This is a genomic window from Oribacterium parvum ACB1 (genome assembly GCF_000238055.2).
Lineage (GTDB): Bacteria > Bacillota > Clostridia > Lachnospirales > Lachnospiraceae > Oribacterium > Oribacterium parvum.
Genome location: NZ_KE148312.1, coordinates 1,851,511 through 1,866,250, shown reverse-complemented (window position 1 = coordinate 1,866,250; position 14,740 = coordinate 1,851,511). Strand labels below are relative to the sequence as shown.

At 41.4% G+C, this 14,740-nt stretch carries 14 protein-coding genes; all 14 read right to left on the bottom strand.

Annotated elements, in window-relative coordinates; genetic code table 11:
• Positions 1–32 precede the first annotated feature (32 nt).
• The 14 genes from HMPREF9625_RS08285 to coaE all read right to left on the bottom strand — a co-directional run bounded on the left by HMPREF9625_RS08285 (position 33) and on the right by coaE (position 14,693).
• A complete protein-coding gene (locus HMPREF9625_RS08285; protein ID WP_009534242.1) occupies positions 33–278 on the bottom strand; it encodes a CBO2463/CBO2479 domain-containing protein in 246 nt (81 codons plus the stop codon).
• Positions 278–2,113 (bottom strand): D-proline reductase (dithiol) proprotein PrdA, encoded by a 1,836-nt coding sequence (gene prdA / locus HMPREF9625_RS08280; RefSeq protein ID WP_009534241.1) that lies wholly within the window; start codon positions 2,111–2,113, stop codon positions 278–280. The genes HMPREF9625_RS08285 and prdA overlap by 1 nt, the downstream gene beginning before the upstream one ends.
• A gap of 17 nt (positions 2,114–2,130) precedes the next feature.
• The gene (prdC, locus tag HMPREF9625_RS08275; RefSeq protein ID WP_051019842.1) at positions 2,131–3,624 is read right to left on the bottom strand and encodes a proline reductase-associated electron transfer protein PrdC; all 1,494 of its coding nucleotides are present in this window, start codon (positions 3,622–3,624) and stop codon (positions 2,131–2,133) included.
• A 96-nt stretch (positions 3,625–3,720) separates the two neighbouring features.
• Positions 3,721–5,682, bottom strand: a complete 1,962-nt coding sequence (gene uvrC / locus HMPREF9625_RS08270) for an excinuclease ABC subunit UvrC (protein ID WP_009534239.1) — start codon at positions 5,680–5,682, stop codon at positions 3,721–3,723.
• Positions 5,682–6,959 carry a putative glycoside hydrolase gene (locus HMPREF9625_RS08265; RefSeq protein ID WP_009534238.1) on the bottom strand — a complete coding sequence of 426 codons (1,278 nt, stop codon included), beginning with the start codon at positions 6,957–6,959 and terminating at the stop codon, positions 5,682–5,684. Before HMPREF9625_RS08265 ends, uvrC begins: the two co-directional genes overlap by 1 nt.
• A gap of 176 nt (positions 6,960–7,135) precedes the next feature.
• Complete coding sequence (locus tag HMPREF9625_RS08260; RefSeq protein WP_009534237.1) at positions 7,136–8,341, bottom strand: FprA family A-type flavoprotein; 1,206 nt, start codon at positions 8,339–8,341, stop codon at positions 7,136–7,138.
• A 60-nt stretch (positions 8,342–8,401) separates the two neighbouring features.
• Complete coding sequence (gene rd, locus HMPREF9625_RS08255) at positions 8,402–8,566, bottom strand: rubredoxin (protein WP_009534236.1); 165 nt, start codon at positions 8,564–8,566, stop codon at positions 8,402–8,404.
• Positions 8,567–8,756: 190 nt separating this feature from the next.
• Positions 8,757–8,939 carry a 50S ribosomal protein L32 gene (rpmF, locus tag HMPREF9625_RS08250; RefSeq protein ID WP_009534235.1) on the bottom strand — a complete coding sequence of 61 codons (183 nt, stop codon included), beginning with the start codon at positions 8,937–8,939 and terminating at the stop codon, positions 8,757–8,759.
• Between the two features lie 195 nt (positions 8,940–9,134).
• Entirely contained in the window at positions 9,135–10,328 is a 1,194-nt protein-coding gene (locus HMPREF9625_RS08245) for an acetate kinase (RefSeq protein ID WP_009534234.1), read from the bottom strand.
• A gap of 133 nt (positions 10,329–10,461) precedes the next feature.
• Positions 10,462–11,466, bottom strand: a complete 1,005-nt coding sequence (gene pta, locus HMPREF9625_RS08240) for a phosphate acetyltransferase (protein WP_009534233.1) — start codon at positions 11,464–11,466, stop codon at positions 10,462–10,464.
• A 208-nt stretch (positions 11,467–11,674) separates the two neighbouring features.
• Positions 11,675–12,007 carry a cyclic-di-AMP receptor gene (locus HMPREF9625_RS08235; RefSeq protein ID WP_009534232.1) on the bottom strand — a complete coding sequence of 111 codons (333 nt, stop codon included), beginning with the start codon at positions 12,005–12,007 and terminating at the stop codon, positions 11,675–11,677.
• A gap of 80 nt (positions 12,008–12,087) precedes the next feature.
• Complete coding sequence (locus tag HMPREF9625_RS08230) at positions 12,088–13,221, bottom strand: nucleotidyltransferase family protein (protein WP_009534231.1); 1,134 nt, start codon at positions 13,219–13,221, stop codon at positions 12,088–12,090.
• Positions 13,222–13,261: 40 nt separating this feature from the next.
• Entirely contained in the window at positions 13,262–14,038 is a 777-nt protein-coding gene (locus tag HMPREF9625_RS08225) for an MBL fold metallo-hydrolase (RefSeq protein ID WP_009534230.1), read from the bottom strand.
• Positions 14,007–14,693: a dephospho-CoA kinase gene (gene coaE, locus HMPREF9625_RS08220; protein WP_009534229.1), complete on the bottom strand. Its 687-nt coding sequence runs from the start codon at positions 14,691–14,693 to the stop codon at positions 14,007–14,009. Before coaE ends, HMPREF9625_RS08225 begins: the two co-directional genes overlap by 32 nt.
• Between the last annotated feature and the right edge of the window lie 47 nt (positions 14,694–14,740).

Here is a 14,740-nt window from a genome sequence, read left to right as displayed (position 1 = left end):
TTTCTCCTTTCATTGTATTTTATGTGAATATTCTACAGCTCTTTATGCTTTTGAATATTACTAATGTATTTCTCATTTACTTCCGGACCGAGCTGTTCTATAAAGCTCATATTAAAGCCTACTTCCTGCCCGACTTTGATTTCATAATCCGAAATCAACATCCGCATGGGAATTTTCAAAAAGCCTAGACGCCCCTTTAAATCAATTCCCACAGCGCCATCATGAACTTCCACAATGACACCTTCCATATAAATGAGTTTATCCGTGTACTTCGGCATCAGGAGTTTAAGTACTTTTCCTTAAACTTATCACTCATGGGAAGAGAAGTTTCATTCTCCACAAGCTGGATCGGTTTTCCGGTAACATTGGAAATCAATTCTACGTTCTGCGCCTTGACATTCGGATTCCACTTACGTTCCGCTTTCTTCACTTCTTCGCCGATCATTTCCGCCTTTAACATATTTAAGGCACGGATTGCATCCTCCGGACAAAGGGTATTGTTTGCAAGAATCTCGTTTTCAATACCGGCCTCGGACTTGTTGTTATCCACCATAGCATTCATATACTTGTTACCTACAACAAGTGCCCCCTGGTTAGCACAGAAAGACATACCTACAACCTTGATGCCTCTCTTACCAATCTGCTCGATATGGCTTGCAAAATCAATGTGGTTGTTTCCGAATCCCTCGGTAGTAACAAAAGCACCGTCCGGACCAATTGCTTCCAGTGTCATACCTACACGGCGGGAAACATAGAACTTCTCGGAATTAATTTGCGGAGAACCGACAAGAACAACCCCAGCAAGGTCTACATCCTTGTCGTGCAATACTTCCAATACGAGCGGCTCTCTCCAGTAGTGACGAGACATCTCTTTAGATGCCGGTCCGATACAGGTTAGAGCATGGATACAGCCATCCAGTACTTCAAGCGGAGAAACCACAACCGGAACGTTTCCAAGGTCTACATTCGGCTTTGCACCAAGAACACCAACCGGTTCAACAGGAAGAATGAGGTTGTCATGCATCGCACCTTGTCCCATGATTTCCTTAACGATAACCACCTTCTTCTTACCCGGTCTTCTAACCTGGTTAAATGTCTCTGTATCGACAACAAGACTCTCTTCCGCTTTCTTTAATGCCTTTCTGATTTCATCGGTAATCAAATCGGTAGCGCTATGAGCTGCCAAAGGACCCGGACGCTCCATGTTGGTCTTTTCTCTAATGATTACATTGGTCTTGATAAAGATATCGCCCTTATCCGGTGCACCGGGACGGCCCCACATAATATTTTCATCAAGATATCCTTCGGAAGAACCGAACTCTCCAATCTGCACACCGGTAGAATCAGTTCCGGAAACAACCATAACCACACCATCTAAAACTCTGGTTGTTCCATATCCAATTTCATCATCTCCCTCTTTGGTTGCAATCGGCTGCACATCCATAATGGTATTGGAGAAAGTATGATACTTGTCAGGAGTGATGATTTCCAACTCGAGCTTTTCTACCAATTCCTGGGAAGCTACCGCTTCTGCCTCAATTCCTTCACGAATGGTAAGAACAGTTCCCTCGAGTTTTGTTTCAGGACCGCGCTTTACCTCGGTAATCTTAAAATGCTTTCTTACCAGGGAGCGAACAATTACTTCTTCCTGCTCAACCGGAGCGGAAGCACTGCCGCCTGCAGCGACAGCAGCCACACCGGGGATACCGGATACTCCGCCTAAAGCTCCCACCGGAATCTGAATATCGATTCCCTTACCTTCTCCGATATGAATCTTAAGGCTTCCGCCAAGCTGAGGCTTACCCACAGGAGCTACTACAGCATCCTCTTTCTTTTCCTCTTCCTTAGCCGGATCCCCTGCCTCTGCTGTTACTTCTACCAAATCCTTGGTAAGAGGTGTCAGAGAATCGGAAGTCTTCAATAACTTTCCGCCAAGAACCTCCCCAATCGTAAGGCAGCCATCCAGCTTTAAGAGTCCCTGATCAACCAAATCATCAAAAATCTCGGGATCTTCCAGATTGTGGTTAGTAAGGACAATTCCCTCTTCTGCCCTGCAGCATAAGACTGCCGGACTGCTTTTATGCTCTTCTGCATACTCTGCTGAAATAGACATCGCAATCTTCCTTTCTATTATGAAAATTCTATATGAATATCCTGCCCTTCCTCTATACGGATATGGAACAGTCCATCATCTAATTGAGTACTGAAACTGAAATCTTTCTTTCCAGTCTCTGTTTCCTTCACTTCTTCTTTAGGGAACGGTATCTGTCTTCCCGCCTCATTTAGCGGAAGCTGCTCTACTGTTTTGGATTTTGTAAGGTAGCGCATCGGCTCCATCCCTACCGTTTTCAAAACATGGTCAGTTTGATGGTGTACATTGAGGTTCATCTTCGGTGCGGATCCCATAACTGTATTTGTACAATCACTACAGTTACCAATCAGGATATCCGTACATCCCGCATTCTTAAAGTGCAAAATCTTCTGTGCCTGTCCCGGGCAATTTCCTGGATTCTCACACTTCAAGGTGCCGCGCACATCGGTAGCCTGCTTGCATGCCTGTACATCCGTAAGAACGGCATTGTACTTCTTGCAAAGGTCTTCCATTCTATCCATGTTACCACCGCAGGCACAGATGAGAACGCCCATCTTCGCTCCCTTTAGGTCAGGGAACGGCTCTGTAACAAGGATACCGCCGCTGGTCTTGGTAATCGGAGTGGAAAGAGAAACGGCAGAACCTGTAAAAGGTCCTCCGAGAATAATCTCTCCATACTCTCCGTCAATTCCTCCGGCCATTTCAATAAGTTCCCCTACAGTAGTACCCACCGGTACATCCATAAAGACTTGCGATTCCGTACCCTTCTTCAGCTTTCCTCCAACCGTGATGTTCTTCAGGAAAGACGGCTTCTTGTCTTCAATCGCCTCAGCGACCCTTAAGCAGGTTTCCACGTTGATAACCACGGCATCCGCCTCGGACGGAAGGGCTGTCGGAGGCAGTAACTTCCCTAATACCTCACGAACTACCGCTCTCTCTTCTCCCATAGGGTAAATATCCGGAAGAAGATGTAAGGTAATATCCGGGAAGTCGGCAAGGCGTTCCAAGAGTAAGTTGATTTCTTTCTCATGCTTTTTCTTGATGGCAATCACCGCTTTTGCAGCATTGCTGATCTTCATAGCATAGTGAATCCCTCGAATGGTTTTCTCCGGCTGTTCCAAAATCTGTTTCATATTGTGCTCAAGAAGAGGTTCACATTCTGCAGCGTTTACCAGAATATATCCTCCCTTTAAGTCAATATTCAGCTTTACGGCAGTAGGAAATCCGGCTCCTCCCATTCCCACAATACCTGCCGCCTTAACTAGGGAAAGATAGTCCTCCCCGGAAATGGGCTCAAAAGCATCACTTTGTTCCGGAGAGGCCTCCACGACAACTGCCTCTTCCGTGATGTCTTTTACCACACCATCCACGCTGGAAAACACGTTGGCACCCAACTTCTCCGGTACCGCAAGAAGGGTTCCTCTTTTTACACTGTCCCCCACCTTCACAACAGCAGTGGTAGGAGCACCAATATGCTGTTTGAGTAAAATTGTCTTAATCACTTTGCGTTCTCCTTTTGTTTCTAGACTCATAACTATTTCATTCTAATAAATTTCCTATTTTTTTACAAATGAATATAGCTATTATTTATGAATTAATCAAAATAATGAAATCGCCTATAATGGCTATTATTCTATGTCTTCATTCATTTTTTCGAACAATTCTTCTTTCCTGTTCTGAAAAAAGTGCAAAACAGCCTCTGTGGATTTTTCATCCATTTCCGGAATTGAGCGAATTTCCTCATAACTTGCACGACTGATTCCCGATAAATCATGGAATTTTCTGAGCAAAGCTTTCTTTCTTTGCGGCCCAACTCCCTTGATATCATCCAAAAGAGAATGAATCTGTTCTTTCCCTCTCAGCGAACGATGGTATGTGATTGCAAACCGATGCACCTCATCCTGAATCTTGGTCAAAAGCTTGAAACATGCACTGTGCTTGGAAACGGGTACCTCATGAAAATCAACCAAAAGGGCTCTTGTCCTATGATGCTCATCTTTCACCATACCACAAACAGGAATGGAAATCTTCAATTCCTCCAGAACGGAAAGACATATCCCGACCTGTCCCTTTCCTCCATCCATCAAGATGAGATCCGGAAACTGAGAAAATGAGCCAAGCTCATCCTTTTTCCCCTTTTGCAAATTGTCCTTCTTTTCCTTTAAGCCATGAGAGAAACGTCGATAAAGCATTTCTTTCATGGAAGCGTAGTCGTCTTGTCCTATCACGGACTGGATCCTGAACTTTCGATAATCGTTCGGTTTCTCTTTTCCATCCTGGTATACAACCATGGATCCCACAGTTAAAGCACCGGATGTATTGGAAATATCATAGGATTCAATTCTTACAGGAATTTCGCGCATTCCTATTGCATCTCTAAGCTCCACAAGAGCAAGTTCCTGTTTCTTTTTTTCCTTTCTGTATTTCTCTACATAGCGAAGCATCAGTATCCCGGCATTTTTACCGGCCAACTCCACCAACTTTTCCTTATCTCCCTGCTTGGGATTCACAATACGTACTTTTTTCCCTTTTATCTGACTTAACCATTCCTCTATTATATCCTGATCCGGAAGACTGCAAGGCAAATGTATTTCTTTCGGAATAAAGGGAGTGCCGTTATAAAACTGCCTAAGAAAAAGAGATAATATTTCCTCATCACTATCTTCATCGTCAATCTTTAAAAAACTATGATCTCTTCCGATGATTTTTCCATCACGAACAAAGAAAATCTGTATAATGCAGTCACTATGATCTCTTCTAAGCCCTAAAATATCCCGATCTTCCCCGTCTAACGCAGTAATCTTTTGTCGATTTTCCACTGTGTGAATGGCGCTAATCAAGTCACGGTATTCCATAGCCTTTTCAAAATCCAGCTTATCCGAGGCTTCCTGCATCTTTGCTTCCATTTCCTTAATTGTTTTTTCCGTTTTTCCGGCCAAAAAATCGGATACTTTGGGAATCAATGCCCTATACTCTTCTCTACTCTGTTTCAAAATACAAGGAGCATCACATTGTCCCATATCATAATAAAGGCAAGGACGGGACAGCGGCTTTTCTTCCGAGAATACCTTACTACAGTTTCGAATCCGAATCGTCTTGCGAAGAAGTTCTATTACTTCCCGTACCTGCTCTACGGAAGTATAGGGTCCGTAGTATTTGGATCTTTTATTCTTCTTCGATCGCGTTATAAATAAGCGCGGATATTCCTCCTCCACACTAAAACGAATATACGGGTAGCTTTTATCGTCCTTTAAAACAGTATTGTACCGCGGTTTAAATTCCTTTATCAGATTGGATTCCAGAACCAAGGCCTCCAATTCCGAATCGACCACGATATACTCAAAACGTTGAATTTGAGATACCATTTGCTGGATTTTAATGGATTTTTTATATGACTTTTGAAAATATTGCTTTACTCTGTTCCGAAGTATTTTCGCCTTACCGACATATATAATTTCATCCATAGGCCCGTGCATTAAATAAACCCCCGGAAGCTTCGGGAGTTTACTTAGTTCATCCTGTATCTTAAAATCTTTTTCCTCTTCTTGAACAGGAACTTCTTTAATCTCTTCTTTTGCCATTCTTTTCATTATCTCTGTGTTTCAATCCGCTCTGCTTCTTCTTTTGTCAGAAAGGCGGAAAAATCATAGTTATTCGCCGCATTCCAAATCAGCCACTCATCATATCCACTATCGTAAACCGCTTGAATCTGAGCTCTGATTTGCTCTTTTCCATAAGAAATGTAATGTTGAAGATAGGAAGCCGTAAATCCCTGTAACCAGGGACGAACAACAGCCTGATATTCTCCGTCCCGCATTTCCAAAGACAAATCTTTCTTAGAAGCACGAAGCGCTCCTTCAATGGTCTTATAGGGTTCCGTATCCGGATATTCTATCCCAAAATTTCCATTTCCGTAATGAGAAGGATAAATCATAGGGCACATATAATCTACACAACCGGCCATAAGTGAATAATCCTGTCCTACTGACATACTGTCCACATAAGAGCCGATAATGGTGCCGAATACATCAGTTGAAAAGAAAACCTGTTTGCTCGCCATCCGATCAGAAATAAATTGTACAAATTCGGTTATAATCTTTGTTTTGTCCGACTGTGCCTCCTCCGGATAAACCACCTCCTGCATTCCTTTTTCCGTACAAAAACGCACATAATCCAGCTGTACTTCATCAAATCCCAGGTCTGCACAAGATTCACCGATTAGAGCAATATATTCCCAGTAATCCTTCTGGTATGGATTGACCCAGTTCATACCGCTATTATCGACAAAAAGACTACCATCCGCTTTCTGATTCATCCACTCGGGATGTTTCGTTCCGATGTAGGGGTCTCTGAAACAAACAATGCGGGCAATAACATAAATTCCCTCATTATGAAAAGCATTCAGGAGTCCGGATATATCCGGTATGATTTCCGTGTCCGAACCGATTTCACGAAGTTTCGGATTGTCCAATCTGAAGCTGATTCTTCCGTCATCATTCTTTACATCAATTACCACGGCATTCAACTCCGTGTTTTTCATAGACTGAAGAATTTCATATACCCGCTCAGAACCTGCAGTATTGTCAGTCAGATATATTCCTTTAACTTTCTGTCTTTTCTTTCCGACTTCCTTTTTCTTCCAAATCAACGCTTCCTTTGCTTTCTCTTCTTCCTCGGCTTTTTCTCTTGCCTCTATGCTCTCTTTAGCCAAAGACTCCTGGAACTCCGCTTTTTCAGCCAATTCAGATTCATATTGTTGCAACTCGGGAGTCTTGTTGACTTTATACTGGAGAGGCTCTTTACTTTTACAAGCCTGAAGAGAAATGGAAATCAGAAATAAAATCAAGAGAAAAGATTTTATTCTCATAATCCTCCTATTTTCTATAAAAATTTGGTTCAATTATACCACTTTGCAGGTCTATTACAAGAAAATTTGGGATTGGACAAAAAAAGCCACAAGGTAAACGGAAAATTCCGAAATACCTCATGACTTACATTTTTTAAATCTTATAAAGATATTATATCAAAATAAAATTGTCTTTCTTACTTTAACAAATCATCCGCTACTGCATCAGCCAAGTTTTCTAAAGCTTCCCTGTTAACCGTAGAAGACTTAACGGTAAGAGATTCACCAATATAGGATATATCCTTCATACCGTCCAAAATTCCCTTTAAAAGTTTGGCGCTCTGCGGTGCCCAAGTTCCATTCTCAATAATAGCGAGCTTACGATTTTGAACATTTAAATTCTTCATATCCGTCAACAGGCTCTCCATTTTCGGGAAAAGCCCGTTGTTATAAGTTGTTGCCCCGAGAACAATATGGCTGGCACGAAAAACTTCTGCGATAAGATAAGAAACTTCCGTTTTCGAAACATCATAAATTCGAATATTCCGAATCCCTCTGCTCCCCAGTTCCATAGCAAAATAGTTAATAATGGACTCCGTATGACCGTAAACAGAATTGTACAGGATAAGTACGGCCTGTTCTTCCGGAACATAACGGGACCATAAATCATATTTATCAATGATAAACGAAATATCTTCTCTCCAAATTGGGCCGTGAAGAGGACAAATCATCTTTATAGGGTAAGCTGAAGTTTTTTTCAATGCCGCCTGTGTTTGCTGACCGTATTTTCCTACAATATTGGCATAATAGCGTCTTGCATCATCCAAGAAATCTTTCTCCTTGTAATTCTGCTCATCCGCAAAAATATTTCCATTGTTACAACCGAAGACTCCAAATGCATCCGCTGAAAACAGGATGGAATTCGTTGTATCATAGGAGAACATAACCTCAGGCCAGTGCACCATCGGAGCAAAAAGGAACTTAAAGCTGTGCTTTCCAAAAGAAAACTCCTCACCGTCTTTCACTACCAGCTTTTGTTCTTCCGGAAGCGCCAAAGAGAAGAACTGATCCAGCATCTGAAAAGTCTTCATATTGGCAATGATACTCATTTTAGGATATCTTCTAAAAATCTCTTCTATCGAACCGCAATGATCCGGCTCCATATGATGAATGAGCAGATAATCCAGCGTTCTTCCTCCCAATGCAAAATTAACATTTTCCAGAAATTGATGGGCAACTGTCTGATCACAGCAGTCCATTAAAACTGTTTTATCATCTAAAAGCAGATAGGAATTGTATGTAACGCCTCTATCCAGAGGAAAAATATTTTCAAAGAGAGGCAGTCTTCTGTCATCTACTCCTACATATACTAAGTCATCTGTGATTTTTCTGCATGAATACATCGCTATTTCTCCTCTACCGCTTTTTTCTAACCTTACATCTCGGAATTTTCGATTTTGAAATTAATCCTCAGAAACTTCAAACTGATCCTTACCTACTCCGCAAAGCGGGCAAAGGAAGTCTTCAGGAACATCTTCCCAAGCTGTTCCGGCTGCAACTCCTGCACCCTCTTCACCTACTTCCGGATCATAGATATAACCGCAAACTGTACAAACATATTTTTTCATGATAAATCTCCTTTTCTTATAAACTTAAGTGTTTGAATCTTTGTTCGTTGGTATATTATCATTAGATTGTGCACAAGTCTAGTAATTTTAGGAATAATTTCTGTTTTTAAATTGAATACATTGATTAGACGACTTCCGTTCTATTTTTAAAAAATAAAAGAGTTTCCATAAGGAAACTCTTTTTGTTTTTTTAGTCCTCTACTTTGATAATCTCACGCTTATTGTAAGATCCGCAAGCTTTACAAACTCTATGAGGCATAACCAACGCACCACACTTGGAGCACTTTACAAGGTTAGTAGCACCCATCTTCCAATTTGCTCTTCTGCTGTCTCTGCGGGCCTTGGATGATTTATTTTTTGGACAAATAGACATATTTACACCTCCCGTCTTAACCGACTTAACATCGGTAGATTTGCTCATGCTTTTTAATCATAACGTGAGCCCTTCCTCACGCCTTTAACGGGTAAAGTAATAAAGACAGTCCCGTCGAAAAACACACTCATGATAAAATACACTATCTTGCGGTAAAAAGCAAGCATAAATTTCTAATTTATAAAAGAATCTACTTTACTCCGTTAAGCGCTTTGTATCTCTTGCAATTGCCAACTCTTCATTTGTAGGAATAAGGAAAATCTTAACTTTGGAATCATCAGTGGAAATTAATCTCTGCTTTCCTCTTACATCATTTCTTTCCGGGTCAATCTTTGCTCCAAGATAAGAAAGATACTGCTCCGTTACCAGTCTTCTGGTAACCTTATCATTCTCTCCTACACCGGCAGTAAATGCAATAGCATCAACACCGTTCATTGCCGCAACATAAGCTCCGATATACTTCGCCACTCTATAACGGAATGCATCAAGAGCAACTTCAGCCATGTGATCACCATTCTCCGCAGCAATTTCAATATCTCTAAAGTCGGAAGAAATACCTGTCATTCCAAGAACACCGGATTTCTTATTTAAAATGTTTAAAACCTCATCCACAGTCTTGTTCTCGTGGTTTGCAATAAACTGGATAACGGCACCATCTACATCACCGGAACGGGTTCCCATGATCAGACCCTCAAGCGGGGTAAGTCCCATGGAGGTATCCACAGCCTTTCCACCGATAGATGCGGAAATAGAAGCTCCATTTCCTAAGTGGCAAACGATAACCTTGGCCTTCTCCGGATCCAAACCTCCGAAACGAATGGTTTCTTGAGATACATAAGCATGGCTTGTTCCATGGAAACCGTAGCGGCGAATAGCATACTTATCATAGTACTCCTTCGGAATCGCATAGAAGTATGCCTTCTCCGGAAGTGTCATTCCAAAGGTGGTATCGAATACGGCTACATTCTTCTTACCGGGAACAACCTTCTCACAAGCCTCAATGCCCATCAGATTTGCAGGATTGTGTAGAGGACCAAGATCAAAACACTCACGAATAACTTTCTTTACCTCTTCGTTTACCACAATACTCTCGGTAAACTTGTTTCCGCCATGGAGTACGCGATGACCGATAGCTGTAATCTCATCCACAGACTTTACTACGCCGTGCTCTCCCGTAAGAGCGTCAAAAACCAACTTAACAGCTACAGAATGATCCGGCATATCCGTTTCCACAATATAGTCTTCCTGCTCAGGAACCTGATGCTTCATTTTGGAACCTGCAATACCGATTCTCTCACATAGTCCCTTTGCCAGTACCTTTTCTCCTTCCATATCAATCAGCTGATACTTTAAGGAAGAAGAACCGCAATTAATTACTAAGATTTTCATAGAACCTCCAAAAATGATATATTTACTTCGAATATCACTCCTCTGATACTCGTATTATGAAACCTTTTTTACAGATAAAATATCACCCATAAAACAAAAGTCGAATTAAAGAAGATCTCTATCCTACTAAAGATTAATCATAGAGCTGACACTGCACTGCAGTAATGGCAACCACGCCGACAATATCTTCCGCACTGCAACCTCTGGACAGGTCGTTGACCGGCCTTGCAATTCCTTGGGTCATCGGACCATAAGCCTCTGCCTTAGCCAGTCTCTGAACAAGCTTGTAACCAATATTTCCTGCATCCAAGTTCGGGAAAATCAGAGTATTGGCATGGCCTGCCACTTTGGACCCCGGAGCCTTAAGAGAAGCAACAGATTCTACCAGTGCCGCATCAAGCTGTAACTCACCCTCTAAAAGTAAATCCGGATTGTTTTCTTTTGCAATTCTGGTCGCTTCCTGAACCTTCGTCACATCATCATGCTTAGCTGAACCAAGTGTGGAATAGGAAAGCATAGCCACCTTTGGTTCCTTTCCTACAAGGAAGCGGAAGGACTCGGCAGAGGACTCGGCAATAGCAGCGAGCTCTTCGGCGGTCGGGTTCTGGTTTAAACCGCAGTCAGAGAAAACAAACGTTCCATTCTCTCCATACTGACAATCCGGCACCACCATAACAAAGAAAGCAGATACCAGCTTTGTTCCCGGCTTGGTCTTTAAAATCTGTAGAGAAGGGCGAAGCGTGTCTGCCGTAGAATGGCACGCGCCGGATACCAGACCGTCAGCATCCCCCTTCTTAACCATCATCACGCCAAAATAAGTATTGCTCCCAGTCAGAAGCTTTCTCGCTTCTTCCTCTGTCATTCCCTTGGACTTTCTAAGCTCTACCAAAGTAGCAACATAGTCATCTAAAGAAGGAGAAGTCTTCGGATCCAAAATCTCAATTCCGGACAAATCAAATCCATAGCTTTGTGCATCCTTTTCCACAGTTTCCTTGTTTCCAAGAAGCACAAGCTTTGCGAATCCTTCTTTCTTAATCTGCTCTGCCGCTTCAAGGGTTCTTTTGTCTTCCGCCTCCGGCAAAACTATCGTTTTCATCTTTGACTTGGCTTTTGCCTTTACATCCTCGATAAATGACATAATACTCCTTCTTTCTAAAATGCAACTTCCATCTCTCTTTTTCTGAAAAACGGAACCTATGATATACTATAAATCGCTTGCTATTATAACAAAGGAAGTCCGAGGAAAAAAGAGAAAGCAGCATAATCCTATAAAAGAATCTAATTAAAGACAATTTTGCTTTTTTTCTATTTTTTAACCCGTACTTCCTTTTCAAATAAATCAAAACTTAGTATTTTTCAAAACGTTCCAACGGCACAACCATAATTGTCGCTCCGCCTATCTCCACATTCGTTGGCATGGAAGAATAATTCATAAGGGAGCTTCCGGAAAGATAAGGCATATTTACCGTAATCTGCTGTCTTCTTCCACACTGTGCTTTAATCAATTCGATACACCTTTCCACATCGGAATCTTCCAGAGCAATCATCAAAGTCGTATTTCCCTTTCTTAAAAAACCTCCTGTGGTAGAAAGTCTTGTCACAACAAAATGATCTTGCATTAAAGCTGCCGTTACATCATCCTCATTTTCATTTCTGATAATCGCATAAACCAGTTTCATGAAAAACTTCCTCTCTACTGTAAAAAATCCATTTCCTTTTTTTAAAGTCTATAGCACTACACTTTTTCCGCCTAATAATATCATATTTTGATAAAAAACTCACGGAATTCATCCTTACTTTTCGGATAAATACTTTGAAAAATCCTTCCCGCAAATAAGTCGATTTTTAGACTTCTGTTCTGCATCAACTCCTGATTTTCCTTCAGATACTGTCCGAGGCGCATAATACTGTTCTTTGGTAAGCTGGAAAGTAAGGCCTCTCCTTTACTGCTGCATCCGAGAATTCGAAAATACGGATACGGCTTTTCCTTCAGTTCTTGTATATCTTCTTTTCTTATATTCAAAAGAATATGCATAAGGGCTCTGCTTATACGGGAATAGGTATGGTTTTTCCCTTTTAAATCTTTTATTATTTCTCTTAAATCAAGCTGTTTTTTTTCAATATCTTTCATAAAATCAACAATTCGTTCTGCAAGCTCCGGATGAACATCCTGAAAAGTACTTAGTGAAATCTCATCTCTTTCCAATTCCATGATTCGAAAGAAAAGATAGTCCTTTACTCTTTCAATATCTGCATACAAAAGCTGATTCTCTTCTCTGTATTTTTCCCGTAAGCTGTGTGCGGAAGAAAAATTCTTATCTCTGAATATTATGCCTATCTCCATCTTCGTATGAATAGTGTCTATAGCCCTTAAATAGGAAATTCCTAAATTATCGTTAGGAAGAATGGAATCCGGAAAATAACTTTGTATTGCTTTATCTCTTGCAGCGGGGTAGGAAAAGCCTTCCGCCAAATAAGAGCGGAACGTCTTCTGAAAATCCGGATTTTCTTCTTCTTTTTGCAGAAAAGAAGTGATTTCCTTAAGTCTTTGCAGATTTCCACTCTCCGACCCGAAAACAATTTGATCTACAAACCCGAGTTCATGAAGAAGTTTTATACTGCCATAAGCAAAGTCTCGACTTCCGGAAAGAGAAAAAATAACCGGAAGTTGTACAAGCAAATCCACCCCCTTTTTAATGGCTTCCCTTCCTCTTTCAAACTTGGAAAAAAAGGCCGGTTCTCCTCTTTGCACAAAGTCTCCGGACATCACGGCAACAATATAGTCCGCAGCATATTTTTTTCTGATTTCTTGTAAAAAAAAGGCGTGTCCGTCATGAAAAGGATTAAATTCGGTAACAACTCCAACTATTTTTTTCCGTTTATCATTTTTCAAAAATCTCTTTCCTTGCTATCGTGCACTATTCTTACTTTATCTACCATTCTACAATTGCAGAAATCTCTCCGTGCTTTGCTACGGTAATCGGTAAGTCCTTTTCCGAAAGCTTCTCCCGAATTGTTTGTAAAGCGAGCTCCGGAGTATTATTTTCCTTACTTAAATGTCCCAAAAAGACCTGTCTTAGTGTACTCCCGACTACCTTTTCCAGAAGTGCTGCACTGCTTTCGTTGGAAAGGTGTCCGAAGTCCGAAAGAATCCTACGCTTCAGTTCCAAGGGATAGGGTCCCTTTTCCAGCATTTCTATGTCATGGTTAGCCTCCAAAAGGAGGACATCCGTATCTTGCAAATGTTTGATTGTGTACTCGTCATAAGTTCCAAGGTCTGTAGCAATGGCACAATGTTTCTCTCCCGACTCGGCGCGATAAGCAAGGGGTTCCCCTGTATCATGATGAATACTGAATGGCAATAAATCGAGATCTTTTACACTGAATTTTCGGTCAGTCAAAATCGGATTTAAAAGTTCCTTCGGAAGATTCTTTAAACTCTTACAAAGTAAGGTGCCCTGTAAGGTTCCGAGACTTCCGTAAACCGGAATTTCCTCTTTTCTGAGAATACTTCCGAGAGCTTTTATATGGTCAATGTGTTCATGTGTTAAGAAAATAGCATCAATGTCTTTTAAAGATAGGGAAAGAGACTTGAGCCCTGCCTCTATAGTTCGAATTCCCACCCCGCAATCGATTAAAATATGTGCCTCTTCCGTCCCGATATAGCTGCAGTTTCCATCAGAACCGCTGGATAAACTGGCGAATCGCATTCTCCGTCCTTTCTATATTCCCGTCATTAAAAAGCACAAAATCCGCTCTTTCCTTATATCTTTCAATATCCTGTGACCCCATCATTCTTTCCGCAACCTCTCTATCATAGCCCCGACTTTCCATCAGTCGAAAAAGGCGCGTTTCCCATGGGCAATCCACAAAAAGAACGGCATCGCAAAGAGAAAGAAAATGCATATTCGGAAGAGCCGTCTCTATTGCAAGTTTTTTCTCCTCTTTTCTTGCCTTTACAATGGCTTCCTCTGTAAGTTGAAAGACAAGCGGGTGTACTCTTTCCTCCACTGCCCTTCTATAGGATTCTTCCTTTAGAAGAAGGGCACGAAAAAGAGGAAAGTTTAACTCCCCATCTTTGGTAAAAACCTCTTTCGGCAGTACAGACGAAAGTTCCTTTACGAATGCTTTATCCTTATAGAACTCCTTCGCCATCCTGTCCATTTCCAGTCTTTCATACTGCCCTTCCTGCTCTAAAATGGAAAGCACTGTACTTTTCCCGCTTCCCATTCCACCTATAACGGCCAAAATATTCTTTTCCGATTTCCTGTTCTTCTCCGTAAAAACAGTCTTTTCAGCCAAATAAGGAAGTTCTACTGAACTATTCTTTTCTGCTAAATCCTTCTTTTGCAATGTGCTTTTCACCTTTCCGCCGGCTGTTTCGGCGCAAGCTTTTTCAGTCCGACTAATCT

What these genes read in the sequence shown, in the direction of transcription:
- HMPREF9625_RS08260 (WP_009534237.1), bottom strand. Translation starts at nt 8,341, where the DNA reads ATGTATTCATGCAGAAAAATCACAGATGACTTAGTATATGTAGGAGTA.
- HMPREF9625_RS08245 (WP_009534234.1), bottom strand. Translation starts at nt 10,328, where the DNA reads ATGAAAATCTTAGTAATTAATTGCGGTTCTTCTTCCTTAAAGTATCAG.
- rd (WP_009534236.1), bottom strand. Translation starts at nt 8,566, where the DNA reads ATGAAAAAATATGTTTGTACAGTTTGCGGTTATATCTATGATCCGGAA.
- prdA (WP_009534241.1), bottom strand. Translation starts at nt 2,113, where the DNA reads ATGTCTATTTCAGCAGAGTATGCAGAAGAGCATAAAAGCAGTCCGGCA.
- HMPREF9625_RS08235 (WP_009534232.1), bottom strand. Translation starts at nt 12,007, where the DNA reads ATGAAACTGGTTTATGCGATTATCAGAAATGAAAATGAGGATGATGTA.
- HMPREF9625_RS08225 (WP_009534230.1), bottom strand. Translation starts at nt 14,038, where the DNA reads ATGCGATTCGCCAGTTTATCCAGCGGTTCTGATGGAAACTGCAGCTAT.
- uvrC (WP_009534239.1), bottom strand. Translation starts at nt 5,682, where the DNA reads ATGAAAAGAATGGCAAAAGAAGAGATTAAAGAAGTTCCTGTTCAAGAA.
- rpmF (WP_009534235.1), bottom strand. Translation starts at nt 8,939, where the DNA reads ATGTCTATTTGTCCAAAAAATAAATCATCCAAGGCCCGCAGAGACAGC.
- prdC (WP_051019842.1), bottom strand. Translation starts at nt 3,624, where the DNA reads ATGAGTCTAGAAACAAAAGGAGAACGCAAAGTGATTAAGACAATTTTA.
- HMPREF9625_RS08265 (WP_009534238.1), bottom strand. Translation starts at nt 6,959, where the DNA reads ATGAGAATAAAATCTTTTCTCTTGATTTTATTTCTGATTTCCATTTCT.
- pta (WP_009534233.1), bottom strand. Translation starts at nt 11,466, where the DNA reads ATGTCATTTATCGAGGATGTAAAGGCAAAAGCCAAGTCAAAGATGAAA.
- HMPREF9625_RS08285 (WP_009534242.1), bottom strand. Translation starts at nt 278, where the DNA reads ATGCCGAAGTACACGGATAAACTCATTTATATGGAAGGTGTCATTGTG.